Consider the following 25,572-nt stretch of genomic DNA (forward strand, 5'->3'; position numbering starts at 1 on the left):
AGGGATGTACTACAACGTGTACGCCTCAATATTACGTACTGCGTCCTGAAGACTTTCCCGAGTAGCGCCGGTCTGGGAGTCGATCGCTGCGATAGCATCGCGAATAACAGCAACACCCTGATCGATTTGTATCATTGCCTCTCGCACTTCTTCGCTAATACCGGACAAGGATGCGGCAGCAGAAAGAATATGAGACGATCCATCGGTCATCTCGCGAGATCCCTGGTGAACTCGCTGTGTAATGTTGTTTATATCGACCAGGGAAGAGCGGATTTGGGTTCCCGCTGAACTCTGTTCATCCATTCCTTGTTTTATCTCGCCCACAAGCTCACTAACGGATCCTACATTCTCCTGGATTGCCGCGAAGCTCCCGGCCGTCGCCCGGGTTGCTTCCACGACGGATCCTACGATGTCGATCTCCCGCTTCAAATTACGGGCAATCGCCTTGGACTGATCTGCCGCGGCCTCGGCCAGCTTTCTGATTTCCTGAGCCACAACGGTAAAGCCCAGACCTGACTCACCGGCATGGGCGGCCTCGATTGCTGCGTTCATGGCCAACAAATTTGTTCTGGCCGATATCTCTGCGATCAGCTTGTTTGCCTGCTGCAGATTTTCCGAGTTATCGCTCAGGAGGTGAATCTCTTCCAGGGCAGAATCAAGCGATATTTTTCCCGCATGAGCAACCTGGACCAGTTCATGAACGGCAGTTTCAGCCCTGTTATTCGATCTGCGCAGGGAATCAACACTGGAGATCATCTCTTCGATGGCCGCGCTGGATTCTGTTACACCCGATGCCTGGGACTCAATAGCTTGATCCAGGCTCTTCACACTGGAGACTATTTCCTCGATCGACGACGATGTCTGATCCACGCTCTCCACCTGGGTCTCCATCTGCTGCCTGGTCGAGGCGGTGTGGGCCACAACCTGGTCAATAGCCTGCACCATGGCGCGAACGCTGGAGAGCAGTATGCCGCTGGACTCCTCCACCCGTGCCACAATTGACCGGATTCCTCCAAGACTGGAATGCAGTGAAGTGGCCATGTGATTGAATGCCTCCAGGGCAACACCAATCTCGTCGCGAAGGCCGGGTTGCAACCGCACCGTGAGGTCCCCTGTTGCCGCTGCATTGATAGCTCCCAGAAGAGACCTCAGGGGTCGCAGGATTGTTGTATAAAACTGGAAAGACGTAATGATCGTTCCGAAAGCAAGAAACAGGACGGGCACGGTATTCCGGAGGAGCATGGGGCGAAGGCCCTCCTCCACCAGACCCCTTGCCTGGGCAACGCCCAAATCCAGATTGAACCCGACCACGAGCAAGGCACCAACCAGAGCAGGAGCCAGCGAGACGATCGCCGTTTTCCATCCAATGCTGATAGTACGTCCCCGGGCGGTAACAGGAAACCAGTCTGCTGAACGCTCAAGCCGGTTGCTTATGGCAATACCCAAGGGCAAAACGACCAAAGCGATCAGACCTGCCCCCACAAGAACCCCGCCTACAAGAATATGGGGATCATCAGGAAAAAATATCCCTGTGAGAAGAGCAGGCCCTGCAACAATATTCACTGCGCTTGAGGCAGTAAAGAGAGGAAGAACCCCTCTGAGTGCCCGCACCACGACCAGGCAACTCTCCGGGTCATGACTGCCCCGGTGGTCTTCGATCCGCCTCCGGACACGTTCTACGCCCAGAAAAGCCACAACAAAACAGAGCATACTTATCAGGGGTGTCACCGGGTGCAGGACCATTCGATACACCGTAACGGGATCAAGAAGTCCCGAGGCAAAGCGCAGGAGTAACCATATCGGTGGCGGCAAAAGAAAACCCGCCACCACTAATCCACGAACCCCCGGGCAGCCCGGCTTTTTTTTATTCTCTCTCATCTGTTATGGTGTCCCGCTTTCTGATGAACGGGCCGCACCGGGCGGCCCTTGATATTACGGAATAATAATACATCACCTTAGAGATCGTCTGCAAAGACACCCCTGGACTTCATCTGATCGAAGGTTTCGGGATCGTAGCCCAGAACGTCGCAGACAACATCCCGGTTATGCTCTCCCAGTATGGGCGCAGGCCCCTTGATATCGGTTTCGGCTTCCGAATATTTGATGGGACAGTTGTTGATTCGGACCTCTCCCAGAAAGGGCTGCTCAATACGGGGAGCCATGTTCCAGAACCGGGTCTGCTCTGACTCAATGACATCCTTCACGGTGCAGAGCTTTCCCCGGGGCAAACCTGCGGCATCCATCATCTCTGCGATCTCATCGGTGGTATGGCGGGATGTCCACTCCTCAATTATTTCATCGATCCTGTCCATGTTTTCAAGCCGTTCGAGACCCGTCGAGAGCCCCTCGGCCTTCTCCAGATCGGGACGCCCCATGATTGTAACCAGCTTTTTCCAGAGGAAATTGTTTATGGCGATGATGTTAATGTAGCCGTCCCTGGTCTTGTACAGGTTATGAGGACTAGCCGAAGGGTGTCGGCTCCCTACGGTTCCTGCAATTACCCCCTCCATATCGTACCCCGGGATAGCATCCTCCAGCACCGTGACTCCGCTGTTATAGAGACTGATGTCCACGTGCTGCCCCTGACCGGTTCTTTCCCGATAATGAAGCGCTCCCAGGATCCCTATGACCAGATCCCGTCCCGAAAGGTAGTCCAGAACAGAGAACCCCACGCGGTGAGGCTTCTCTCCCCAGGGCCCGTTCTGCGCGGCAATACCACACTCCGACTGGACGCAGATGTCGTAAGCCCCCCTCTGTGCCCAGGGGCCTTTCTGGCCATAGCCGGAAATCTCCCCGTAAATGATTCCGGGCTTCAGATTTCTGATAGTCTCGTAGTCGATCCCGAACTTCGCCAGCGTGCCGGGCTTGAAATTTGCGATCACCACATCGGCCCACTCCAGAATGAGCTTACGGGCGATCTCCTGTCCCTCTTCCGTCCTGAGATCCAGGGCCATGGACTTCTCACCGCAGTTCAGGGCAGTGAAAATACCACTTTGGAGCTTCCCCCGGTTATCCTTCTTCACCGGTCTGATCATCCGCATGGTGTCACCCTGATGGGGCTCTATCTTTATAACCTCGGCCCCCAAGTCGCAGAGCATCCGGGCAGCACTCGGCGCCGATATAACCAAACCGAAACTGACAACTCTCAGTCCTTCCAGAACTCGTTTCATTGCTATTCTCCTTCATGTGATATTCGTTTATATATATTTTTTTACCTTTTTAACAAACATTCCTCCCCTTCTTTCTTCCTTCGCCCCCTCCTCCTTCCGGATTTCCTCTCATGAAACCCCGCTATATTGATAATTAATTATTGACACCCCACTATAGCACGACTATAATCGGTCTTACCAGTTCACTAGGTTAACAAAATTGCCCAGTGCGTTCAACGGAATCTTTCCTGAATGAAGCTGGATAACACCTCAGTTGGTGAAGGACAAAAGAATGTACAGCCTGGGAATCGACATAGGATCGACCACGTCTAAAGGAGCCATTCTTGAGGATGGTCGGCGAATAGTTTCCACATCTCTCAGGAAAGCGGGCATCGGAACGGATGGCCCCAGGGAAGTGGTGCAGGACCTCCTGAGAGCGAGTGATCTGGACGAGGGACAGATTGGTGTCACCGTCGCAACAGGGTACGGACGCACCCTGTACCCCGGAGCTCATTACCGGGTGAGCGAGCTGACCTGCCACGCCCTGGGAGCTCATTTCATCTTCCCGGGAATTCGAACGCTTATCGATATCGGAGGGCAGGACGCAAAAGCGATCTCCCTGGATGGATCGGGTCGAATGAGCAATTTTCAGATGAACGACAAATGCGCCGCAGGAACAGGCCGTTTCCTGGACGTTATGGCCGGAATACTTCAGCTTCACGCCGGTGATCTGGCAGGAGAAGCAGCTTTGGCCGAGTCGATCTGCCCCATCTCCAGCACCTGCACTGTTTTTGCAGAATCGGAGGTTATATCGCACCTGGCGCAAGGGGTGAACCGGAAGGATCTGGTTGCGGGAATATGCGAATCCGTAGCCACCCGGACAGGCTCCCTCGCCAAACGTGTCGGGGTTACCCCTCCCCTGGCAATGAGCGGCGGAGTTGCCCTGAATGAGGGAGTCCGCGGCGCTCTTTCCCGATATCTGGAGGTCGAAATTCTCTTCTCTCCCCTGGCTCAGTTTTTTGGCGGCCTCGGCGCAGCCCTGTACGGTTACCAAACATATAACAAGGAGAATTGACCATGGCAGAAGAAGTCAGAAAAAAACCCGCCCCCCCCGATCCTGATTCGGCACGATTCAAGCTCGGGGCAATTATCGAAAAACACTATCGGGAAGTTCACGAAGCAAAAGCCCGGGGAGAAAAAATCGGATGGTGCGCCAGCAACTTTCCCCAGGAGATCTTCCAGACCCTGGGAGTCAAGGTGTGTTATCCCGAGAACCAGGCGGCGGCAATCGCGGCCCGTGGCGCAGGACAGAAACTCTGCGAGATAGCCGAGAGCGAGGGATATTCAAACGATATCTGTGCCTACGCCAGAATCAGTCTGGCCTATACCAGGGTGAAGGATGTACCCGAGCAGAATATGCCTCTGCCCGACTTTCTGCTCTGCTGCAACAACATCTGTAACTGCATGATTAAATGGTACGAAAATCTCGCGGAAGACCTGGATATCCCGCTTATCCTCATCGATATCCCCTTCAATACCGCTTATGAGCCGGGTCCGGACCAGATTGCCTACGTCAGGGCCCAGTTCATGGATGCCATCAGCCAGCTCGAGAGGATCACCGGAACCACCTGGAGCGAGGACCGTTTCAGGCAGGTCATGGAAATATCCAACCGGAGCTCCAGGGCCTGGCTGGAAGCAACAGGCTATACCCGCTACAAACCGAGCCCCCTGAGCGGCTTCGATCTTCTGAACCACATGGCCGTTGCTGTCTGCGCACGGGGAACCGTGGAGGCTGCCGAGGCCTTTGAAACGCTGATAGAGGAATATAAAGAGGCCGTTGAGAAGGGAACCAGCACCTTCCGGGCTGAAGAAAAACATCGTTTCATGTTTGAGGGAATCGCCTGCTGGCCCCATCTGCGAACCACTTTTTCTGCGCTGAAAAACAGGGGGATGAACATGGTAGCCACCATATACGCAGACGCCTTTGGCCAGGTGTATCAGGATCTGGATGGACTGATCCGGGGGTATTGCTCGGTACCAAACGCGGTAAACCTCGAAAAAGCCCGGGACACACGCATCGGGATTGTCAAGAAGACCGGCGCCGAGGGACTTCTGGTTCATACCAACCGCTCCTGCAAACTCTGGAGCGGTTTCATGCAGGAAATGAGCAAGCAGATAGGCGAGAGTTGCGACATTCCGGTGGTCTCCTTCGACGGAGACCAGGCAGATCCCAGAAACTTCTCGGCGGCTCAGTACGAGACCCGCGTTCAGGGGCTCGCAGAACTCATGGAAGTACGGAAGAAGGGGGAATGACACCATGACGAACCAGGAAATACTCTCGGTCTTTGCAGAGGCAGCCGGGAATCCCAAGAAACAACTCCACCATCATCTCAGTCAGGGACGCAAGGTAGTCGCCCTGGCACCGGTCTATGCTCCGGAGGAGCTCATCCATTCCCAGGGATTTGTACCCATGGGTGCCTGGGGAGCAGATCTGGAACTACAGGAGGCAAAGGCATTCTTTCCGGCCTTTATCTGTTCCATAACTCAGTCCATTGTGGAGCTGGGCATCCGGGGTGCTTACGAGGGAATAAGCGCCATGGTCATTCCAACGCTCTGCGATTCCCTGAAAGTCCTGACCCAGAACTGGAAGCACGCGGTTCCCTCCATTCCCCTTATCGTCACCAGTTACCCCCAGAACAGGGGTATTCCCGCGGCACAGGAATATCTGAAATCGGGTCTTGTACAGATTTCGGCAGAGCTGGAAGGGCTGGGGGGCTCGCCCCTTTCGGAAGAGGCCCTCGCGGAATCGATCGATCTTTACAACCGCCACCGGAAAGCCATGAGGGATCTTTCCAGGATTCTGGGAGAACATCCCCGGATCAGCGCCCGAGAAAGAAGCAACATTTTCAAGAGCGCCCACTTTATGAGAAAAGAGGATCATCTGAAGCTGGTTGAGGGACTCATCGAGGGGTTGTCCGGCCAGGAAGCCCAGAGTTTGCCCGACCAGAAGGATGATGGCCCCGCCTCCAGAACCAGAGTGATCACCACCGGAATACTGGCTGATCACCCCCGGTTGCTGACCATTCTGGACGAGGCGGGGTTTCATCTGGTGGCCGATGACCTGGCCCACGAGTCAAGACAGTACCGGACCGATGCTCCCGCCGGGGGCGACCCCCTGAACGCGCTGGTAGAGCGCTTTTGCAATCAGCAGCATTGCTCTGTCCTTTTTGACCCCCGAAAGGGAAGAGCCTCCTACCTGGCCGACCTCGCTACCCGGGAGAACGCTCGGGGCGTGATCTATTTCATGACCAAATTCTGTGACCCCGAAGAGTTTGATCTTGTGCCGGTCAAGAGGAACTGCGATGCAGCGGGGCTTCCCTTTCTCTCCATAGAGGTTGATAGACAGATGTCGAACTTTAGCCAGGCCAGAACGGCTCTGGAAACCTTTAAAGAATTGATAGAACAGAGGAGAATGTAGTTATGATCACCAAGGACAAGTTTCCCGTTGTCATCGGGGTTGCTTTCGTCTGGTTCACCACGCAGTTTGGCGGCGGTTTTGCCTCGGGGGCGCAGCTCAAGGCCTTTTTCCTGAACTATGGAATCTGGTGCCTTATCATGCCCGTGATTGCCCAAGGTATAGGGGCTATCTATCAGTGGTACGCACTCCGCTACGCCCACAACCACCAGGTGTACGATTACCGGAGCTTTAACGACAGTTTTTACGGAAAGTTCGCGCCGGTTTTTTCCAATCTCTACGAGCTTCTGTACTTTGTGCTGCTCTGCGTGGCTCCTTCCGTTGCCTTTGCTACGGGTGGCGCCACGATGACGGCCCTTCTGGGAATCCCCTACTGGATATGTACCGTCATTATCGGAGGGTTCATCTTTATTGTGGCTGTGTTCGGCACAAATATCGTGCGGAAAGTTGCCTCAACTCTCTCGGTCCTGATTATCACGGGACTCCTGTTAATCTTCATCCCAAATATCTTTGCCCAGTGGTCGAATATCAGGGAGAATCTTTCCGTAACCGCCGCAGCATCAGCTCCGATCGGCCCTGCCTTGTGGGCCTGCTTTGTCTACGCCTGTTTTCAGCTGGCCTCGATTGGCCTCATGCCGCAGCACGCAAAGCCCTTCCGGGATCAAAGCGATGCCCGAAAGAGCATGATCTGGGGATTCTGCGTGAACAGCGTCATCGTCATGTTATCCACCCTGGGACTTATGGCTGTTCTGCACCTCCCCGAATACGCCACCTCGGCTGTACCCGTGCTTCTCCTTGTCCAGACGGGGGTTGGCGCACCGATTCTGACGCCGGTCATCAGCACTCTGATCATTCTGGGGGCCGTTTCCACGGCCGTGAACATGATTGCCGGGGTTACAGCCCGGGTATGTAACAAGTTCCAGCCCGGAGAGTTCTCTGCAAGCGAGACCTCGGGACGCCCCACAAAGATGGCAATCCTGACAACCCTGGCCTTTACCTTGCTCGCCCTGGGGATATCCCAGTTTGGTCTGCTGGCGCTGGTTGCAAAGGGATACGGCTACCTGGGATACCTCACCATACCCATCGTCATGATCCCCTACGTGGTGCATATGGTTGTGACAAAGGGTGATACCGTCAGACCCGCACCCATGGCAGTCATGGCAGAGGAACAGGCATGAAGAATCATCAAAGGCCCCTGGAGAATGTGAAGGTCGTCGAACTGGCGACCTTTATCGCAGCTCCTTGCTGTGCTCGCTTCCTCGCCGATATGGGAGCCGAGGTCACCAAAGTGGAATCCTTCGAGGGAGATCCCCTGCGCTACACTGCCGTCAACGAAGGGCGTCCGGCAGGCGAAGAGGAGAACACCAGCTTTGACCTGGAGAACTGCAACAAGATCTCCGTCTCCCTGAACACAAAGAGCCCCGACGGCCGGGAGGCCCTGGAAAAGCTCATTGCCGGGAGCGACATCTTCATAACAAACTGGAGACAGAGCGCCCTGGAACGGGCAGGACTGGACTACGAGGGGCTGAAGAAAAAATACCCCTCCCTGATCATGGGGTACGTAAGCGGCTACGGCGAGACAGGCCCCGACAAGGATCTCCCCGGTTTTGACTTCACAGCCTTCTACGCTCGGGGAGGAATACTGGGGACCATGTTCGACAAGGACCATGTGCCCATGAACACCATCCCCGGTTTCGGAGACCAGCAGGTAGGGATGTATCTGGCAGCGGGTGTACTGGCCGCGCTCTACCGGGCCAGGGAAACGGGTCGCGGCGAGAAGGTGACGGTCAGTCTCTTCCATACAGCTATCTGGGACATCGCCATCATGTTGCAGAGCTCGCAATACGGCCATCCCTCAACGCAGTTTCCTCTCTCCAGAAAACATCTGGCAAATCCGTTGAACGTGGCCCACAAGACACGCGATGGCCGGTGGATACAGATTGCCATGCCCCGGTACGACTACTTTTATGATCGTTTCATGGAGATCCTGGGAGTTCCCGAGCTGAAAGGCGATAACCGGTTCTTTCCCCAGGCCCGGCTCCAGGACAACCTGGAAGAGTTCTATGAAATACTCGAGGGGCGTTTTGCTACTCGTGATCTGAACGAATGGGTGCAGGCCTTGAAAGAGGCCGATATTCCCTATGCGGTAGCCCAGACCTGGAACGAACTGCTCCAGGACCGGCAGGCCTGGGAGAGTAACTGCTTCCACGAGATGGCCTACCCCACGGGAAATTCACGGACCCTGGTGCGAAGTCCCGTAATGTTTACCGAGACACCCTTGCCGGAATACAACCGGGGTCCCTACCTGGGTGAGCAGACCAGGGCCGTTCTGGAAGAGCTGGGATATTCCCGGGAACAGATATCGGCCATGATCGAGGCAGGAGCGGCTCAATCCCGAAGCTGATCCGCCCCCCACCCCTCAGGTAACAGGAGACCAGGGAGAAGGTCAGCCACGGGCTGCCTTCTCCCGCCTCAAACCGCCTCTTTGCGTGGATGACAACTACCGGATTCAACCCGTACATCAAGCCAGCGGCCGCGCACAAAGCCTGCTGCAAGAAAGAGGGCATGAAACACCTGGTACAGGCCAAAGGAAAACCAGGCCCACAGGATCTGGTGGGGATAGAAAAACCGCGCCACCAGGGTTGCTCCCAGAATGAAAACCAGATTTGTGACAACCTCGCTCACCAGGACATAAGAACCAAACCCGTTTCCCGTAAAGACAATCTCGAAGGTGAAGCCCAGGGCTTCGAGAAAGAAGAAACCCGTAAAAAAGAGCAACCCCAAGCGGAGAACATCCTGCGTGGCGGGATCGTTGGTGAAAAATGCAGCGATTGTTCCACGAGCCCCCAATACGAAGAGAGCCACCGCCAGGGCAAAGCACCCTCCCAACAGAATCGCGGCCCTCATCACCGCCTGAGCTTCGGCCCTGTCGCCCCGGCCCAGGGCATTTCCGACGGCGATCGATGCAGCTCGGGCAAACCCTCCGATCAGGGTCTTGTTCAGGCGCATGAAAGAGAAAATACTGTGCGTAGCAGCAAGATAAACCGCACCGTAACTCTCTACCAGGGTCTGAAAGACCAAAAAAATCAGGAGCGCCACGGCGTTCTGCACCGCCTGTGGCCAGGCAACCCGCAGGATATCCGCCTGGACCCTTTTATCAAGGACGCGAAACCGGAAAACACCGTATTCACGGCGCCCCTCCCCGAGCAGAAGGACGATCATAAGATATAAAGCAGCAATAGCCGTAGAAAAGACCGTCCCGAGAGCTGCACCCCGCACTCCCAGCGCGGGAAAGCCGAAACGGCCAAAGATCAAAAGCCAGTTCAAAAAAATATTCAAAAGATTGCTCAAAACCCCGGCATACATCACGGCCCGAGTTTTGTTGATCGCACCGAGAAATCCCTGGCATACAAGAAAGAACCCCATCGGGAGCAACCCGAAACGGATGATCGAGATATACTCAAGAGACAAGGCCAAAACCTTGGGAGAATCCACCAATCGGCTCAGGATTGGCCCGAAGACACCGCTTCCTCCGGCTGCGATCGCTCCGGCGCAAAAGGTCACCACAAGACCATTATCGAGAACCTGGCCGGTGCGAAAGCGATCGTTTTTGCTCTCCCGGCGTTCCCTGCCGTAGCGCCTGCTGGCAAGAGCCTGAACTCCCGAGGAAAGAGGCCAGAGGAGGGTCATGAGAATCCACGTGGCAAGCCCGGCGATCCCTACCGCAGCCAGTTCCAGGCTGTCGTCCCCAAAATGGCCCAGCATCGCCGAGTCAGCGATTTGATGGAAATAATGCGTCACTTGCCCCAAAAGGAGCGGTCCGCCGAGGAGAATTATCTTTCGTGCGTGCGAGCCGATCCCCTGCGGGGAAGCCAAAGCCCCCCCGCAGGGTACCAATCGGCGATAGAAAATCCTGTTGCGTATCATCTTTACTGTCCGGCCTGCACAGTATCACCGGAACGCATAAATATCTACGCTCCGAAAAGTGGTCTCCGAAGAGGGATTGCCGTGGCCGGAGGCCCTCCGTTCACAGCGAATCCCTGGAGACGGGGGTCTTGCGAGCGGGATCGGGACTCGTCGCTATTCACCGCTTTGAAGAAACTCCAGGCGGGTTCCCCGGGGAACCTCGGGGAAAGACGCAACCTGATCATCATCACCAGGCTGTTCCCGAAGAAAGCGGGTCATCGAAGCGTCACCCTTCAGCTCCTGGCCGAAGAAAGCTGCCACAAAATGCTGGGCAATGTTGTTCATTGTGACCGTATCCCAGACGGGATCAGCGTAATGACCAAATCCGGTTCTGCCAGCCCATACCCAGGCAGGGACGGGAATGGGGGCAGCCACAGCGTGACCAGCCAGTTCGTAGGAGAGAAGATAGCGCGAGGTTGCCCTGGTTTTCAGAAACGCAGCCCGGGGCCCCTCCTGATAACCCGAGACAGAATCGCTGGTGCCTGCCATGAAAAAGAGGGGGACGCTGATCTTCTCAAAGGAGGGAGCATCCCAGAGTCCTGCCTGAGCCCCCCAGGGAGCAATCACTACAGCAGCCCGGATTCTGGGGTCTATGGTCTGTGCGTACTCAGGATGAGAGGCCAGCCGCTCGTCCAGAACACCCGGAAGGGAAAAATCAGCGTCCAGAACACGATCGCTCAACCCCGCACCGAGGGCATTGAGCGCTCCGTAGCCACCCATGGAGTAGCCAATGAGACCCGTTCTATCAGGATCGGCTAATCTTTCCAGGAAACTTCCCGACCCCTCTTTGCTCAGTCTGGCCGTTTCCTGGAGAACAAAAACCTGATCCAGGGCGCGATTGCGCAGAGTTCCTGCGAAAGCTCCCTGATCGGTATAGGTGCTGTCCTTGTGGTCGATAGAAACCACCACGTAGCCAAGGCCCGCGAGAAACTCCCCAAAATGGCTCATGAGAAAGCGGTTTCCCGGATAGCCGTGGGAAAGAATCACCAGAGGAAACGGCCCTCGGGAATAATCTGCGGGAGCATCACGATGAGCAGCCCCCCGAAGAAGCAGAGGATCCCCGTCTCGTCCGGTCACCTCGTACACGGTGTTTCCCTCTCTCCTGGCAGCAGGATACCAGATCTCCACCGGAAGGATGCGATCCGATCGCTCCCCGATGTTTCCCCGGCTCACCTCCTCTACATCCAGCTGATCGGGGTTGCTGAACTCCAGAGTCCGAACCCCGACGAACCCGCGTTGAAGCCGGGCCAGCTCGGGCGCATCGGACCGCACCGTATCAATCGGAACGGCTTCCATCCTCTCCTGACTTCCAGGGATCTCTCTCCCAACATGACGAAAGAGCAGCATCGCCACCAGGAAGGCCAAAAGCGCAACAACACAAAGGATTACCAGACTCACCCAGACGCGCAGAGTAATGCATTTCACAAACCAGGCCACATAAAACTCCTTGGCGATACTATGCAACACACCCTCGGCCCAGGGTCAACCGGGCCCAGGGATATTTCGGAAAAACTGATAAAAGAACTTTGCTTTTTCTTGACTTCGCGCTTTTGCAAACCTAAATTATCGATACTGACACCTCATCATCTGAAGGAGCAACACCCCATGACAAGTGAAACTACACGAAAAAAAACCACGGAAAAAATCGTCGTGGTAGGCATAAATCACGCGGGAACATCGGCGATCCGAACTCTCCTTGCCCAGGATCCGGAGCTGGAGATCAACGCCTACGACAGAAACAGTAATATCAGCTTTCTCGGCTGCGGAATAGCCCTGGCCGTGGGAGGAACAGTAAAAAATCCCGAGGATCTCTTTTACTGCGACCAGGTCCAGCTTGATGCTCTGGGAGCAAAGGTCTTCATGGAACACGACGTTCTTGCCATCGACACACAAAAAAAGACGATCCGGGTCCGGGACCTCAAAACCGGAAGGGAGTTCCAGGATAGCTATGACAAGCTGGTCTATGCCGCCGGATCCTGGCCACTGGACATTCCTGGCGTCCCCCCTGAAAAAGCACGCTTGAAGAACATCATGCTCTGCAAACTCTACCAACACGCTCAGGAGCTGATAAAAAAGGCAGACGAGCCGGAAATCTCCTCGGTGGCAGTGATCGGAGCAGGGTATATTGGTATCGAACTGGCCGAGGCCTACCGCCAGAAGGGCAAAAACGTAACACTCATCGATTACGAGACCCGGGTTATTCCCCGCTACTTTGACACGGAGTTTACCCGACTTCTGGAGGACGATATGCGACGCGCCGGGATAACCCTGGCTCTGGGAGAAAAAGTGATCGATTTTGCGCCATCTCCCCAGAAACCCGATCACGTGGGGCAGGTTATAACCGACAAAGGCCACTACCCGGCTGATCTGGTGATCACTGCTGTGGGGTTTCGCCCCAATACCGATCTCCTGTCCGAGGCCGAAAAGACCGGAAACGGGGCCTTGATAGTAGATGGCGCCATGAAAACAAGCATTCCCGATGTGTGGGCCGTGGGAGACTCTGTGGCCATGTACCACGCAGCACTTGATCGGCACCAGCAGGTAGCACTGGCCACAAACGCTGTGAAATCGGGGATCGCCGCCGCCAGTTCGATTAACGGGATTCCCGGCGTGACCGTTGAGAGCATGGCAGGAACAAACGCAATCTGCGTGTTTGAAAACAACCTCGCCTCGACCGGGCTAAGCGAGGCTGCCGCCAGGGAACTGGGCCTCCCCGTGGCATCGAGCTACATTGAAGACGCTGACCGCCCGGAGTTCATGAACGACTACGGCATAACCCGCATAAAGCTGGTCTACCACGAGAAGACCTTCCGCCTCCTGGGGGCGCAAATTGGGAGCCACGGCGAGATAAACCATACCGAGGTTATATACTTCCTTGCCCTGGCCATCCAGAAGAAGATGGCCCTTCCCGAGATAGCCTTCACCGATGTCTACTTTTTGCCCCACTTCAACAAGCCCTTTAATTTTATCCTCACAGCGATTCTCAAGGCTATCGGGCTGGATTATGAGGCAGCAGCAGGGAAATCCCTGGAGAGGCGGCCTTCCCTGGAGGGGAAATAACACCATGGAGGTTCGGATAGTTCCCTTCACAGAAGCTGAGACGGAGATCCGCAGTATCCGGGACCAGGTCTTTGGCTCTGAGCAGGGGGTTCCCAGGGATATTGACTGGGATGGAGAAGACTGTTTTTGCACCCATGCCCTGGCCATGCAGGATGCCACAACCCCCGTGGGAACGGGCCGGCTGCAACGGGACGGCAAGATCGGCCGCATGGCCGTTCTTCCGGCCTGGCGAGGCCGCGGTACGGGAGGTCTGATCCTGACGGCGCTCCTTGAAGCGGCACGACACCAGGGGCTGGACCAGGTCTATCTCCACGCTCAGCTACGGGCGGTTTCCTTCTACAGGAGTTACGGCTTCCAGCCCGAGGGACCGGAGTTTACCGAGGCCGATCTTCAGCACATCAGGATGACCAGAACCATCGCGGAGAGATCCTGATCACCCTGGTGGCTGTTGTTATTTCGCAACCCGCCGGGCTCGTATCGAAGCGACCCAGGCGGTCAGGGTCCCTTCCAGAAGAAATCCCCCGTCGCGGAGAGTTATCAGGGGGTCCTTGATATAGGCTTCGAAGCGTTTCAGAGGCCCCTGATCCTGATCGTCCGGTATGGATGAATCGGAGAGTCCTCCGTGAAAAGAGAAACGCAGAACCATTTCATCTCCTTCCCGGGAAGGTTCCAGATGATAGTGTCCCTGCGCCCCCTGGAAGCCTGCTTCATTTCGGGGAAGGACCCCGGAAAACTGGAGCACCTCATCGGCATCGGTAATGGTGACAAGGATCTCCTCTTCCGTCTCCACCAGGCGTATCTTCTTGCTCTTCTCTGACATGACGAACTCCTTCCTGGACAAGAAGGATAGAACCTCACAATTGCCGTTCCCTGTCGGGATCATTACAAGTTCGTAATATTCGTTGCTATGTCCGTCCCATGCCCGAAAGCCCACGGAGGCCCCCTGCGTGAAATTCGCAAGAAAGGGGATGCCTCAACGGTGGAGAAGATTTGAAAAAACTCTGGCCCTTTTCAGCTCTGCAAATACCAGAGAGTCGGGACGAAAGATATCTTCCCTGAACTTGTCGTGGGATATCTCGGCCATCAAAGGCTCTCCCTTTTCTGTACGGAGCTCTATCCTCACCAGGGCTCCCGCCGGCTGAACCCGGACTATGCGAACCGGAATCGAGAGAGGCCCGGCGACTTTTTCCTGCAGTTCGATCTCGTGGGGACGAACAAACATCTCCGCAGGGACATCTTTTCCCTCCATGGACGGATACCCCCCGGGAAAATTCTGGCGATCAACCGTGAGAGACCCGAAAACTCCTCGGGATCCGTTCAAACTCCCCCGGAAAATATTCACATTTCCAATAAACCCCATCACAAAGGGAGTTTCCGGAGCATGAAATACATCGTAGGGAGTACCGTCTTGCTCGATCCTTCCTTTGTTCATAATAATGACCCGGTCAGCGATCTCCAGGGCCTCCTCTTGATCATGGGTCACAAATACACTGGTTACATTAATCTCGTTGTGGAGCTTCCTCAGCCAGGTGCGCAAATCTACCCGCACTTGGGCATCGAGCGCTCCGAAGGGTTCATCCAGAAGCAACACTTGGGGTTCCACCGCCAGCGCCCGTGCCAGAGCAACCCGTTGCCGTTGCCCCCCCGAAAGCTGATGCGGGTACCGGCCAGCCAGACTCTGGAGCTGAATCAGCTCCAGAAGGGTCCGGACCTTTTTATCGATTTCTCCTCGGGCAGGGCGAACTTTCCCGGGCCTGACACGCAAACCGAAAGCCACGTTCTCAAAGACCGTCATATGGCGGAAAAGAGAATAATGTTGGAACACAAAACCGACTCCCCGTTTTCGCACAGGCTTGTGTCCCACGGGAACTCCTTCAAAGAGAACTTCCGGCTGGATCAAATCCGAATTGTCAGGCTTTTCCAGACCTGCAATCATGCGCAGAAGGGTGCTCTTTCCCGATCCCGACGGCCCCAGGAGCGCTACCAGCTGACCCGTCTCGATCTTGAGCGAGACATCTCGCACGGCGGGAAACGTTCCAAAGGTCTTGTTCAGGTTTCGTATCTCAATGCTCACGATAATTCTCCTTTGACTCTGCAAATCCCTTTACAAACAGCGTGAGAAGCCCCAGAAAAACCAGGAGGGAGGCCATGGCAAAGGATGCAGCAAATTGATAATCATTAAAGAGGATCTCTACATGAAGCGGAATGGTGTTCGTCTGCCCCCGAATATGCCCGGAGACAACCGATACCGCTCCAAACTCACCAAAGGACCGGGCATTGCTGAGCAGCACCCCGTAGAGCAGTCCCCACTTGATGCCGGGCAAGGTTACGCGGAAAAACGTCTGGAACCCTGTGGCTCCCAACGTCAGAGATGAAATCTCCGCTTCCGTCCCCTGGGCATGCATCAAGGGAATCAACTCCCGCGCCACAAAGGGGAGAGTTACAAAGAGGGTGGCTAGAACAATTCCGGGGCGGGCAAAGACGATCCGTATCCCCGTCTCCTGCAGCCAGGGACCTAACAACCCTCGCGACCCAAAGAGGAGAAGCAACATCATTCCTGCTATTACCGGCGAGACTGCAAAGGGAACATCCAGAAGTGTGAGGAGGATATTCTTCCCCCGGAACTCGAACTTTGCTATAGCCCAGGCCATGATAATACCAAAGACGGCATTGACCGGCACCACGATCAGGGCAGTAAAAACACTTAGCGCCAGGGCAGACCGGGCATCTCGGGTCAGAAAAGACTGGAGATACGCAGCAAGTCCAAGAGAGAAGGCGTAGCGGAAGACAAGAATAACGGGCAGAATCAAAAAGACCGAGAGAAAAATCCAGGTGACTCCGATCAATCCTCTCTTCACCCATATTTCTTCGTCGATCCCCTGAAGGAAAACTCCAAGGGTCCTTGCTATATCGCTCATATCCCTCGACCTCCCCTCTCCCGAAAGTTCATTCTCTGGCTCAGTGCCTCCGGATTTAGTGTATCTAGTATTTTCAGGATCTTCATAATGTACTCCTGCGACTCAACCACTGCAGCATATTCACGGCCAGAAGCAAGAGAAACGAAACCAGCAGCATCACTACGCCGATAGCAGTAGCCCCCTGGTAATCGTACTGTTCAAGCTTCATTACAATTAAAAGAGGAGCTATCTCTGTTCTCATTGGCAAGTTGCCGGCAATAAAATAGACTGAACCGAACTCACCTATTCCCCGAGCCAGGGCAAGAGAGAACCCCGTAAGCACCGCAGGCATAAGCGTCGGAAGGGTCACCTTAAAAAAAGTCTTGGCGGGGGACGCTCCGAGGCTCAAAGCAGCCTCTTCGACTTCCATATCAAGCTCTTGAAGCGCCGGCTGGAGGGTCCTTACCGTAAAAGGAAGACTCACCACAATCAGGGCTAACACTATTCCGGGACGGGCGTAAGCAATCTGGATTCCCAGGGGGGCCAAAAACTGGCCGATCCATCCGGTTGACGCATAGAGGGTGGTCAAGGCAATCCCCGATACCGCCGTGGGCAACGCAAAAGGAATATCCACCAGGGCATCAAGAAATCGTCGGCCGGGAAACTGATAGCGCACAAGTACCCAAGCCACGATGAACCCGAAAAAGGCATTGATCAGGGCAGCGATCAGGGCCGAACCAAAACTCAGACGATAGGAAGCAAGGACTCGGGGATCCTGAACCGCTGCAGCCAGAAAGTCCCTGAAACTCATCTGAAAGGCTGAAATCACGAGTCCTCCCAGAGGGATCATCACGACAAGGCCCAAATAGGTTAAGGAGATTCCCAGAGACAAGCCAAATCCAGGAAGGGGGGAGGAAGAAACGTTCTTCAAGACCATCACTATTGTTCCAAATAGAGCTGATCGAAGGTTCCGCCATCCACAAAATGAAGGCGATTTGCCTCTCCCCAGCCTCCAAAAACATCGGCGATGGTAAATAACTCAAGATCAGGAAAGGTCTGCCGATGACGCTCCAGAATATTTTGATCCCAAGGTCGATAGTAATTACGGGCTATGATTTCCTGACTCTCATGGTCGTACAGGTAGCGAAGATACGCCTCAGCCAGATCCGAACCCCCCCGGCGATCCGAGTTCTTGCGAACCACCGCCACTGTGGGCTCCGCCAGAATACTCACAGAAGGAATAACCACCTCAAGTCCTGCTTCATCGAGTTCCCGAGAACCCAGAAGTATTTCATTTTCCCAGTTGATTAGAACATCGCCGATCTTTCGCTGAATGAATGTGTTCGTTGCAGCTCGAGCTGCTCTATCCAGGACAGGAACGTTTCTGTACAGGGCATGGACAAAATCAAAGGCTCTTTCCTGAGCCCTCCCGGCTTCTTCTTTTCGTTCTGGGTGTCGAAGGATCTCCACAAAATCCGGTCCCAGATCCTTGCGGAGGGAATAACCCCAGGCAGCAAGGTAGTTCCAGCGAGCCACACCCGACGTCTTGGGATTCGGAGTGATAACCGATACCCCTTCGCGGACAAGATCGTCCCAATCTGTTATGTTTTTGGGATTCCCTTTTCGCACTAAAAAGGCTAGGGCCGATACATAGGGGGCGTTATTGTTGGGCAGGGTCCCGATCCAGTCCTGAGAGAGCAGTTGGCCGTGCAAAGCGATGGCATCTATATCGTGGGCCAAGGCCAGGGTAACCACATCGGCCTCAAGACCATCGATGACTGCCCTAGCCTGGCTTCCTGATCCCCCGTGGGACATGGTGATAGCCACGTCCTCGCCGGTGGTCTCTTTCCAGTGTTCGACAAATCGCTCGTTATATTCCCGGTAAAATTCCCGGGTAGGATCGTAGGAAACGTTCAGAATTGTCCTTCGTGAATCTTCCTGCTGTCCGCACGAACCAAGTGTCAGGGCGAGCGTTGTCAGGATCCCCGTCAGGATTATCGAAGTTGCCGCAGGACTAATCCTGCTTCTCAAGGAATGCTTCATGTTTCATATACCTCCACATGTAGTAAGCAATTTCCGTGCCAAAAACCACCAAAGAAGGTAGGTAAATAACCTGTAATGATTTGAGGAATCATCCATGACGCGGATGAATCAAAGCTCCTGCTATATCCCGTCATATAAGACAGATAAACATCAATAAACCATGGCATTTCACGGAAACCCGTTATATAATACAGCCATGAACCAGACACCCCCGTCAATCCTTACAGATCTGTGGGAGGAAGCTTGCCGGAGCAGCTCCTTTCCCCAGGGAGAAGAAAAAGCCCTTGAATCCTTGCTCTTCAACACCTTCTCAAAGATTGCTCGGGAAAACCTTCCCGGGATTCAGAAAAATTTTTCCTGCACAGAGCTCGCGCTGATACTCTTCCCGTCCGGAAAGGAGTTCCGTCACGGCAGCGAGGGGATTCAGATCTACCGGATATCCCGGAACACACCCTCCCCGGAAGTGGAAATCACAACTTCCAAGGGCCCTGAAGCCCTGCTGATAATCGAGGGAGCACACCTGGAGGGACGAATCGCTCGGACCCTGTCATATCTGCCAGGATACCCATCGTGGTCCCAAGGGATTCTCATCCCACTAACGGGGTCCACCGGAGACACCCCGGAGGAGACACTTCTGGGGGCACTTCTGGTTATTCCTGCCGGAACACGCGAGACGAAAACCGATACCGATACCGATACCGACCACAGGAAAAAGCTGAAGAGCTATATCGAAGCAACCTTGGCGCCCCCCTTCGCGGGGCTACTTGAAAACGCCCGGATTTATCGCCATGCCCATCGCCCACCCCGCATCGTTACCTCTCACAGCAAGCCCCGGAACCCCCAGGAACAGAACGATCAGGCCGAGACCCTTGTGGGCACCCGGGGAGGCCTTCGAAACGTCCTAGATCGAATAGAATCGGTTGTCCCTTCTTCCCTCCCCGTCCTTCTCCTGGGGGAAAGCGGCACCGGGAAAGAGGTAATAGCCAGGAGAATTCACCACCTCTCGCCCCGCCATGAGAAACCCTTCATTCGAATAAACTGTGGTGCGATCGCTCCGGAATTGATCGATTCAGAACTTTTTGGTCATGAACGAGGGGCTTTTACAGGCGCGATCAAACGAAAGCGTGGCTGGTTCGAGCGTGCCCACGGGGGAACGTTGCTTCTCGACGAGGTTGGCGATCTTCCCCTGCCCGCTCAGGTACGGCTTTTGCGAGTCCTCCAGGAAGGAACTTTCGAGCGTGTCGGAGGTGAGGAGGAGATTTCTGTAGACGTGCGCATCATTGCTGCGACCCACCGGGATCTTCCCGGAATGATTCAGCAAGGAGCCTTCAGGGAAGATCTCTGGTATCGGCTCAGCGGATACCCCATCGTGATACCACCCTTGCGCGAGCGACAACAGGATATTCCCGCCCTGGCGCATCACTTCTGTCAGCGCTCTTCCCGAAGATTCGGGATAAAAACACAGTCCATAACTGAGGGCGATGTGGATATCTTGCGTGCCTATCAATGGCCGGGAAACATCCGCGAGCTTGCATCGGTAATGGACCGGGCTGTTCTCTTGAGCGAGGGCGGATCCCTGGACTTTCACAAAGCTCTGGAGCGAATCGTCCCCTTGGGGCCCGAGCCGTCGCACAATATCAACCCCTCCTCCGGAGGATGCCACACGGAGCCTCTCTGTTTTTTTACGCTCGACGAAGCGATCGAGGAGCACATCCGAAGGGCACTACGCAGGACATCCGGAAAGATTGAGGGGCCGGGAGGAGCAGCCCGACTTCTGGCAGTCAACCCTCATACGCTGCGCGCGCGCATGCGGCGCCAGGGAATCAACTGGAACGAGTATCGCCCGGGCCAGACGCTCCCCGATCGGGGGGGAACACCACCTCCACCGTAACGCCTGCCTCGCCGGTTACCCGCAAGCTCCCTTTCAACTGCGATGCAAAGGCCATTACCAGTTCCGTCCCGAGCCCCTGACTCCGGGAATCGGCCGCTCCCAGACCGACTCCGTTGTCGCTTATCAGAAGGATACACTGATCTTCGCGAAGGCCCATGTGTATCCTGACTGCCGGTTTTCCCAACTTCGACCGTTCCCGGGGAAAAGCGTATTTCAGCGAGTTTGTCACCACTTCGGTCACAATGAAACCACAGGAGATCGCTTGCTCCAGGGGCAGGGAGAGCCCGGCCGCACTCACCGAGACCTCTGCCGCATCAGAGGTTTCCAGGAGCCCGCTCTGGAGAGAAGCGCACAATTCCTGGAGGTAGTTATCCATGGGAACCCGGGAAAAGTCCGACGACTTGTACGAACATTCGTGAACCGCCGCGATCGCATGGATTCGGTTCTCGCACTCCCGCAAGGCTTCGCGGGCCATCGGATCAACCAGAGTGTCCCCCTGCAGACTGAGTATACTCGAGACGATTTGCAGGTTATTTTTTACGCGATGGTGAACCTCCTTGAGCAGGAGATCCTTTTCGCGAAGCGCGTCTTGAATGTGCCGATAATCATGGAGGATTCGCTCGTTCATCCCGAGCACAGCCTGCGCAAGAAGACCGATCTCATTACGTTGCCGCACCAGAGGAGCAAAGGATTCAGAGATCACGGGGTCGTTCAGATCAATGGCAGCCACGGCCCGGTGAAGACCAAGAATGGGCGCGGCTATGTAGTTCGCCGAGACCACCGCTGTGGTCACCACTCCCAAAATTGCCACCAAGACAAAGACCATGGAAGTACCCACAATCCGCCAGACCGGACCCACAATGTCCGACTGAGGCATAAGATAGGCCACGCTCCAGTTGGGAGAGTCCGGGACAGGAGCGAAAATTGCGTGGCGCCGGATTCCCTGGGGAGTTCGATAATCGTGGGAGCCTGCCTCGCCAGCAATCATTCGGATACCCAACTCCCTTACCCCCTTCCAGTCGGGGGCATTGAGGGTGTCCATACGCATTACCAGGGCAGGATCGGGATGCCCGACAACCAGTCCCTGGCCATCAACGATCGCGCCGTACCCTTCTGTGCCGAACTCCATGCTCCGGGTAAGCTGACTGAAGGCTTGAAGTGTGACCGAAGCGCCGATGATCCCCCTTCTCTCGCCGGAGGGGGTCAGAATCTCCCGAGCCACGGCCACAATCGGATTTCCCGTTCCCAGGCTCAGAAGACCGTCGCTGACAGTAGCAGATTGCCGGCCCGTGAGGATATCCCGAATGTACTGGCGCTTCAGCAAACTCCCGCTGCGGGCGTCGCTGGTAATAAAGTTGCCGTCAAGGTCAACAAAAAAAATGTTTTCCTGTTCCGGGTTTATCTCGGCATGATGCTCCTGCAGGTGGGCCGATATCTCTGCCAGCGAACCGGTTCTGAATACCTCAAAGCGACTCAGTATCCTGACCTCGTTCCGGTGCCCCTCAAGCCAGCGCCCTACCTCGGCACTCCGGGCCTCAACAATCTGGCGGGCCATGGCATCAACCGTTTCCCGTTGAAGCCTCCCCGTTTCAAACAGGGAGATCCCTCCGGCTGCAATCAAGAGCAACGTCGACACACCGCCAAAGGCAAGAACCATCCTGGCGCGCAACGAGAAAAACCGGTTCACCGGAACCTCCCTACCCTGTTATATCATCCGGGCCCATAAAATTCCAGGATATCCAGAAGCCGTCGCTGCCCCAGGGTTTTCAGGAACCCTCCCAGACGGGGACCCTTTTCTTTTCTGATCAGTATCCGGTAGAGGACTGCAAAGAAATCCTTCGGCTCGAGCCCGGCATCTCGGGCAATCTGATAGATCTCGTCCTGAACACCCTTTTCATCAAGGATATCAAGCCGCTCTGCCACAAGATTTCGCAGGCCTGCCACGGCAGTTCTCTCGGCAGACGGGAGGTCGATGGCCTGATCACGGTGAGGATCCACCACGGAAAAACGGAACTCCTCGGGGGCGAAGGTGGTGATCCACTCCCAGGCGCACTGGGCCCGCTGTCGTGCCCGGCGGCGCAGTTCCTCGTCGAACCCTTCGTACCCGGGCATCGCACCCAGGGCAGCCTCCAGGAGACCGTCATGAATGAGAAGGAGGTTGCAGAGATGCCGAAACGGGACCTGACCAGGAAGTTCCCGGGGCACCGATTGCACCTGGGACAACTCGTAGATTCTGCGTTCCTTCTCGGCCCGTTTCTCGTTTACCTGATCCTGGCCAAAATAGATGCGCTCGCACCGGTCGTAATCCTCGTAGATCTTGATCACGTCGAGGTCGAAGGAGATGGCAAACTCCGAGTTTGGCCGGGTGCCGGCAAAGAGATAGCGCACAACTTCGGGTTGATAGACCTGCAGAACATCGCGCAGACTGATAACCTCGCCCGAGGAACTGGACATCTTCCCGCCACGGCCCTTGATACTGATAAAGTCGTACTGAAAGGTCACGGGAGGATCAAAGCCGTAGATCTCCTTCGAGACCAGACGGGCCGTGTCAAAGCTGCCCCCCTCGCTGTGATGATCCTTCCCTGCGGGCTCGAAATCGACGCCTTCTACGCTCCAGCGCATGGGCCAATCGATTCGCCAGGGCAACTTTGCGCATCCCGTCTCACGAAGATCAACAGTGTCTTCCTGGCTTGTCTCGTCGCAGCGATACGTTACAGCCCATTCTCCGTCCCATCCGAGAATTGTCGTGGTATCACGGTTGGTAAAGCGGCTGAAGACGCTCAGGGGCCACCAATCCTGTGGCAGCGGTGTGGTACGAAAGCGGTTCAGAGCATCCCTGATCTCTTCACGTCGCTCCAGGGCGGTGCGCATTCCCGGAGCGTAGCGGGATGCCTGGTACTGCCCGGCCTGATAGATGTATTCCGGCTCTATGCCTACGCGCTCCAGCTGTCCCTCAAGCTCCGCCTCGTTAGCCCGGGCATAGCTCGCTTCGGTCCCTGCCGGATCGGGCACGCTGGTTATTGGCTGGCGCAGGTACTGCTGCCACCCCTGGGGATCCGGAACGTTCCCGGGCACTTTTCGGAAGACGTCGTAATCATCCCAGGAGTAAAGAAAGCGAACGTTCTTCCCCAGATCCCGCAGGGCTCGAACCACCAGGTCCACCGAGATGATCTCCCGAAAATTGCCCACGTGGACGGTCCCCGAGGGAGTTATGCCCGAGGCACAGGTATAGCGATCTTTTTCGCCCTTCTCGCGTATAATCCTGGCAGCGTTGATGTCCGCCCAATGTGTGCTTGCTGGTTGTGTGTGTCCCGTAGAATGTCCCATAGAACGCATACTATACTCGGGAGCGAGGTAAATTGACAACGCCGACGGGCCGATACAGTCCTCATGAAGCGATATACTTCTCGTGCAGCAATAATCGCGGCCCTTGCCGTGGCGGGCCTTTCGCTTCCGCCCCTCGGTGCCGGTGCGGATCCTCAAGGTGATGTCTACGGGATACCGCCCCTCCCCTCTTTTGTCGCTCCTGGAGCAAGAGAACCAGGGGCGGCTTCTTCCGGAACACCTCAGACGACGCCCCTGACCACAGCTTCCCAGGAAGAATCCCGCGATGAGAGCCCCGATCTTGCCCTGCCCGATAGTTCTTCCCCCGAACCTTCCAGAGAGTATCAGCTTGAGGGGATTGCTTCCTGGTACGGAGGAAAGTTCCAGGGGCGGCTCACGGCGAACGGCGAGGTTTTCGACACCCACCAGATCAGCGCAGCCCATCGGGAACTGCCCTTTGGCACCATCGTGCGGGTGACAAACCAAAGGAACCAGAGAAGTGTCGATGTTCGAATCAACGATCGCGGCCCCTTTGTTGACAACCGGGTTATCGATCTTTCCCGGGCCGCTGCCGATGCCATTGATATGACCTCGGCAGGAATCGCCCCGGTGACACTCGAAATAATCCACTATGAGCCGGAGTGCACCCTCCGGACGGTGCAGATAGCATCCTTCTCGACCCGCGCGGGCGCCCGATCCCTTCACGACACCCTGGCCCGGGCCGGACTCTCACCCGCAATCGAGGATGTTCCGAATCAAAGCGTGTATCGGGTAATCATCCCCTCCGTACCCGAGGAGGAACTTCCCGAAGTCCGTCGACGCCTTGCCTCAATCGGCCATCAGAACGTCCTCATACGCCGTCACAGGCCCCAATCGTAATACCCGGCCAGTAAAACCTGACGCCCGATGGATACCGGCGCGAGTCGACACAGATTGGCCTGGGGCTTGACGCAGAACGTCCGCCATGGCATTATCAGCTCCAATAACTTTGTAGGCTTGAACACGCGCCGTTTTTCATCACAGCTGGTCTCCGTGTGTTCAGGCCTCTTTCGGGCCCATAGCTCAGTTGGTTAGAGCAGCGGACTCATAATCCGCGGGTCTTCGGTTCAAGTCCGAATGGGCCCATACCCGGATCTTCCCGGCAACACCTTGCCCGGACCTGTTGCTGGTGCCGGGGACTGCTCCCCGGCGTCACGCCACACATCTCCCCAGCGAGCATGCATCCTTTCCTGGCAGAGGAACATCAATGCGAAGAGCACCAAAATTGATCTTGATAACATCGGGAGCATTTTTTCTCCTGGCACTCCTCTTTTTTGTCGGGGGCACCAGGGGGATGAGAGAAATGCGTTCCCACGAGATCGCCGAAATCGATATGACTCTGGTAGAAGACGGAACACACTACGGCTCAAGCTCCATCCACCGATGGGCCGTCGACGTAGCGGTCATGGTCAGGAACCATCAGATAGTCGAGATTCAGGTGCTCGATACGAGTCGTTCGAATCTTCCCGACGATATAACGTCAAAAATCAACAGGAACCTGATCGCACAGGAACAGCCCCTCTTTGATGCTGTCTCGGGAGCAACCATGACCAGCAAGGGATATCTGATCGCAGTCGCTGATGCTCTTGGCAGCGGGCGACGCCCCTCTTCTCCGTCCAGATAGCGCCATGCCCCTGGAGTCACCCCGGCACCCCGACAAGCAGACAGCCCCGGCGATTGTTCTCCTTCATGGGTTCAACAAGGACAGCAGGAACATGACCTTTCTGG

General features: G+C 55.7%; 21 protein-coding genes and 1 tRNA gene. 11 read left to right on the top strand and 11 right to left on the bottom strand.

Annotated elements, in window-relative coordinates:
- Nucleotides 1–9: 9 nt before the first annotated feature.
- Both BW950_RS07970 and BW950_RS07975 read right to left on the bottom strand, forming a co-directional pair.
- Nucleotides 10–1,878: a methyl-accepting chemotaxis protein gene (locus BW950_RS07970; RefSeq protein WP_083943850.1), complete on the bottom strand. Its 1,869-nt coding sequence runs from the start codon at nt 1,876–1,878 to the stop codon at nt 10–12.
- Nucleotides 1,879–1,955: 77 nt separating this feature from the next.
- Complete coding sequence (locus tag BW950_RS07975; protein WP_076488768.1) at nt 1,956–3,170, bottom strand: CaiB/BaiF CoA transferase family protein; 1,215 nt, start codon at nt 3,168–3,170, stop codon at nt 1,956–1,958.
- Between the two features lie 271 nt (nt 3,171–3,441).
- Between BW950_RS07975 and BW950_RS07980 the strand changes: the two genes are divergently transcribed.
- Genes BW950_RS07980 through BW950_RS08000 form a run of 5 tightly spaced genes read left to right on the top strand, consistent with a single transcriptional unit; the run spans nt 3,442 to nt 9,028 of the window.
- On the top strand, nt 3,442–4,224 hold the full coding sequence (locus BW950_RS07980; protein ID WP_076488769.1) for an acyl-CoA dehydratase activase: 783 nt from the start codon (nt 3,442–3,444) through the stop codon (nt 4,222–4,224).
- Nucleotides 4,225–4,226: 2 nt separating this feature from the next.
- The gene (locus tag BW950_RS07985) at nt 4,227–5,462 is read left to right on the top strand and encodes a 2-hydroxyacyl-CoA dehydratase subunit D (protein WP_076488770.1); all 1,236 of its coding nucleotides are present in this window, start codon (nt 4,227–4,229) and stop codon (nt 5,460–5,462) included.
- 4 nt (nt 5,463–5,466) lie between these two features.
- Nucleotides 5,467–6,627 (top strand): 2-hydroxyacyl-CoA dehydratase subunit D, encoded by a 1,161-nt coding sequence (locus tag BW950_RS07990; protein WP_076488771.1) that lies wholly within the window; start codon nt 5,467–5,469, stop codon nt 6,625–6,627.
- Between the two features lie 2 nt (nt 6,628–6,629).
- Nucleotides 6,630–7,802: a YkvI family membrane protein gene (locus BW950_RS07995; RefSeq protein WP_076488772.1), complete on the top strand. Its 1,173-nt coding sequence runs from the start codon at nt 6,630–6,632 to the stop codon at nt 7,800–7,802.
- Nucleotides 7,799–9,028 carry a CaiB/BaiF CoA transferase family protein gene (locus BW950_RS08000; RefSeq protein WP_076488773.1) on the top strand — a complete coding sequence of 410 codons (1,230 nt, stop codon included), beginning with the start codon at nt 7,799–7,801 and terminating at the stop codon, nt 9,026–9,028. Before BW950_RS07995 ends, BW950_RS08000 begins: the two co-directional genes overlap by 4 nt.
- Nucleotides 9,029–9,096: 68 nt before the next feature.
- Here the strand turns inward: BW950_RS08000 and BW950_RS08005 are convergent, their stop codons facing one another.
- Nucleotides 9,097–10,551 carry an MATE family efflux transporter gene (locus BW950_RS08005; protein WP_076488774.1) on the bottom strand — a complete coding sequence of 485 codons (1,455 nt, stop codon included), beginning with the start codon at nt 10,549–10,551 and terminating at the stop codon, nt 9,097–9,099.
- A gap of 153 nt (nt 10,552–10,704) precedes the next feature.
- Nucleotides 10,705–12,027: an alpha/beta hydrolase family protein gene (locus tag BW950_RS08010; protein WP_076488775.1), complete on the bottom strand. Its 1,323-nt coding sequence runs from the start codon at nt 12,025–12,027 to the stop codon at nt 10,705–10,707.
- Between the two features lie 168 nt (nt 12,028–12,195).
- On the opposite strand from BW950_RS08010, the gene BW950_RS08015 reads away from it, so the two are divergent.
- Nucleotides 12,196–13,650 carry an FAD-dependent oxidoreductase gene (locus tag BW950_RS08015; protein WP_076488776.1) on the top strand — a complete coding sequence of 485 codons (1,455 nt, stop codon included), beginning with the start codon at nt 12,196–12,198 and terminating at the stop codon, nt 13,648–13,650.
- A gap of 4 nt (nt 13,651–13,654) precedes the next feature.
- Nucleotides 13,655–14,083, top strand: a complete 429-nt coding sequence (locus BW950_RS08020) for a GNAT family N-acetyltransferase (RefSeq protein ID WP_076488777.1) — start codon at nt 13,655–13,657, stop codon at nt 14,081–14,083.
- Between the two features lie 18 nt (nt 14,084–14,101).
- On the opposite strand, the gene BW950_RS08025 is transcribed toward BW950_RS08020, so the two are convergent.
- From BW950_RS08025 to BW950_RS08045, 5 genes are all read right to left on the bottom strand, one after another.
- On the bottom strand, nt 14,102–14,470 hold the full coding sequence (locus tag BW950_RS08025; RefSeq protein WP_076488778.1) for a hypothetical protein: 369 nt from the start codon (nt 14,468–14,470) through the stop codon (nt 14,102–14,104).
- 153 nt (nt 14,471–14,623) lie between these two features.
- Nucleotides 14,624–15,724 (bottom strand): sulfate/molybdate ABC transporter ATP-binding protein, encoded by a 1,101-nt coding sequence (locus BW950_RS08030; protein WP_076488779.1) that lies wholly within the window; start codon nt 15,722–15,724, stop codon nt 14,624–14,626.
- Nucleotides 15,714–16,568, bottom strand: a complete 855-nt coding sequence (gene cysW, locus BW950_RS08035; RefSeq protein WP_076488780.1) for a sulfate ABC transporter permease subunit CysW — start codon at nt 16,566–16,568, stop codon at nt 15,714–15,716. The genes BW950_RS08030 and cysW overlap by 11 nt, the downstream gene beginning before the upstream one ends.
- Before the next feature lie 82 nt (nt 16,569–16,650).
- Nucleotides 16,651–17,484 carry a sulfate ABC transporter permease subunit CysT gene (gene cysT / locus BW950_RS08040; RefSeq protein WP_076488781.1) on the bottom strand — a complete coding sequence of 278 codons (834 nt, stop codon included), beginning with the start codon at nt 17,482–17,484 and terminating at the stop codon, nt 16,651–16,653.
- 2 nt (nt 17,485–17,486) lie between these two features.
- A complete protein-coding gene (locus BW950_RS08045; RefSeq protein WP_076488782.1) occupies nt 17,487–18,590 on the bottom strand; it encodes a sulfate ABC transporter substrate-binding protein in 1,104 nt (367 codons plus the stop codon).
- Nucleotides 18,591–18,786: 196 nt separating this feature from the next.
- Here BW950_RS08045 and BW950_RS08050 point away from each other — a divergent pair, with 196 nt between their 5' ends.
- Complete coding sequence (locus BW950_RS08050) at nt 18,787–20,481, top strand: sigma-54 interaction domain-containing protein (protein WP_076488783.1); 1,695 nt, start codon at nt 18,787–18,789, stop codon at nt 20,479–20,481.
- Here the strand turns inward: BW950_RS08050 and BW950_RS08055 are convergent.
- Together BW950_RS08055 and lysS are read right to left on the bottom strand one after the other, a co-directional pair.
- On the bottom strand, nt 20,414–22,168 hold the full coding sequence (locus tag BW950_RS08055) for a sensor histidine kinase (RefSeq protein ID WP_076488784.1): 1,755 nt from the start codon (nt 22,166–22,168) through the stop codon (nt 20,414–20,416). The two genes, BW950_RS08050 and BW950_RS08055, sit on opposite strands and share 68 nt — an antisense overlap.
- 23 nt (nt 22,169–22,191) lie before the next feature.
- Nucleotides 22,192–23,808, bottom strand: a complete 1,617-nt coding sequence (lysS, locus tag BW950_RS08060; RefSeq protein WP_076488850.1) for a lysine--tRNA ligase — start codon at nt 23,806–23,808, stop codon at nt 22,192–22,194.
- Nucleotides 23,809–23,871: 63 nt separating this feature from the next.
- Here lysS and BW950_RS08065 point away from each other — a divergent pair, with 63 nt between their 5' ends.
- From BW950_RS08065 to BW950_RS08075, 3 genes are all read left to right on the top strand, one after another.
- Nucleotides 23,872–24,684, top strand: a complete 813-nt coding sequence (locus BW950_RS08065; RefSeq protein WP_076488785.1) for a septal ring lytic transglycosylase RlpA family protein — start codon at nt 23,872–23,874, stop codon at nt 24,682–24,684.
- Nucleotides 24,685–24,856: 172 nt separating this feature from the next.
- Nucleotides 24,857–24,930: transfer RNA gene (locus BW950_RS08070), tRNA-Ile, on the top strand.
- Nucleotides 24,931–25,051: 121 nt separating this feature from the next.
- Nucleotides 25,052–25,468: an FMN-binding protein gene (locus tag BW950_RS08075; protein ID WP_083943853.1), complete on the top strand. Its 417-nt coding sequence runs from the start codon at nt 25,052–25,054 to the stop codon at nt 25,466–25,468.
- Nucleotides 25,469–25,572: the final 104 nt, after the last annotated feature.

The sequence above is a fragment of the Alkalispirochaeta americana genome (genome assembly GCF_900156105.1).
Taxonomy (GTDB): domain Bacteria; phylum Spirochaetota; class Spirochaetia; order DSM-27196; family Alkalispirochaetaceae; genus Alkalispirochaeta; species Alkalispirochaeta americana.

Bases quoted from the DNA above. Each gene is read 5' to 3' on its own strand.
- BW950_RS08065 (WP_076488785.1), top strand. From the start codon at position 23,872: ATGAAGCGATATACTTCTCGTGCAGCAATAATCGCGGCCCTTGCCGTG.
- lysS (WP_076488850.1), bottom strand. From the start codon at position 23,808: ATGGGACATTCTACGGGACACACACAACCAGCAAGCACACATTGGGCG.
- cysT (WP_076488781.1), bottom strand. From the start codon at position 17,484: ATGGTCTTGAAGAACGTTTCTTCCTCCCCCCTTCCTGGATTTGGCTTG.
- BW950_RS08050 (WP_076488783.1), top strand. From the start codon at position 18,787: ATGAACCAGACACCCCCGTCAATCCTTACAGATCTGTGGGAGGAAGCT.
- cysW (WP_076488780.1), bottom strand. From the start codon at position 16,568: ATGAGCGATATAGCAAGGACCCTTGGAGTTTTCCTTCAGGGGATCGAC.
- BW950_RS08005 (WP_076488774.1), bottom strand. From the start codon at position 10,551: ATGATACGCAACAGGATTTTCTATCGCCGATTGGTACCCTGCGGGGGG.
- BW950_RS07985 (WP_076488770.1), top strand. From the start codon at position 4,227: ATGGCAGAAGAAGTCAGAAAAAAACCCGCCCCCCCCGATCCTGATTCG.
- BW950_RS08015 (WP_076488776.1), top strand. From the start codon at position 12,196: ATGACAAGTGAAACTACACGAAAAAAAACCACGGAAAAAATCGTCGTG.
- BW950_RS08025 (WP_076488778.1), bottom strand. From the start codon at position 14,470: ATGTCAGAGAAGAGCAAGAAGATACGCCTGGTGGAGACGGAAGAGGAG.
- BW950_RS07995 (WP_076488772.1), top strand. From the start codon at position 6,630: ATGATCACCAAGGACAAGTTTCCCGTTGTCATCGGGGTTGCTTTCGTC.
- BW950_RS08000 (WP_076488773.1), top strand. From the start codon at position 7,799: ATGAAGAATCATCAAAGGCCCCTGGAGAATGTGAAGGTCGTCGAACTG.
- BW950_RS07980 (WP_076488769.1), top strand. From the start codon at position 3,442: ATGTACAGCCTGGGAATCGACATAGGATCGACCACGTCTAAAGGAGCC.
- BW950_RS07970 (WP_083943850.1), bottom strand. From the start codon at position 1,878: ATGAGAGAGAATAAAAAAAAGCCGGGCTGCCCGGGGGTTCGTGGATTA.
- BW950_RS08075 (WP_083943853.1), top strand. From the start codon at position 25,052: ATGCGAAGAGCACCAAAATTGATCTTGATAACATCGGGAGCATTTTTT.
- BW950_RS07975 (WP_076488768.1), bottom strand. From the start codon at position 3,170: ATGAAACGAGTTCTGGAAGGACTGAGAGTTGTCAGTTTCGGTTTGGTT.
- BW950_RS08020 (WP_076488777.1), top strand. From the start codon at position 13,655: ATGGAGGTTCGGATAGTTCCCTTCACAGAAGCTGAGACGGAGATCCGC.
- BW950_RS07990 (WP_076488771.1), top strand. From the start codon at position 5,467: ATGACGAACCAGGAAATACTCTCGGTCTTTGCAGAGGCAGCCGGGAAT.
- BW950_RS08045 (WP_076488782.1), bottom strand. From the start codon at position 18,590: ATGAAGCATTCCTTGAGAAGCAGGATTAGTCCTGCGGCAACTTCGATA.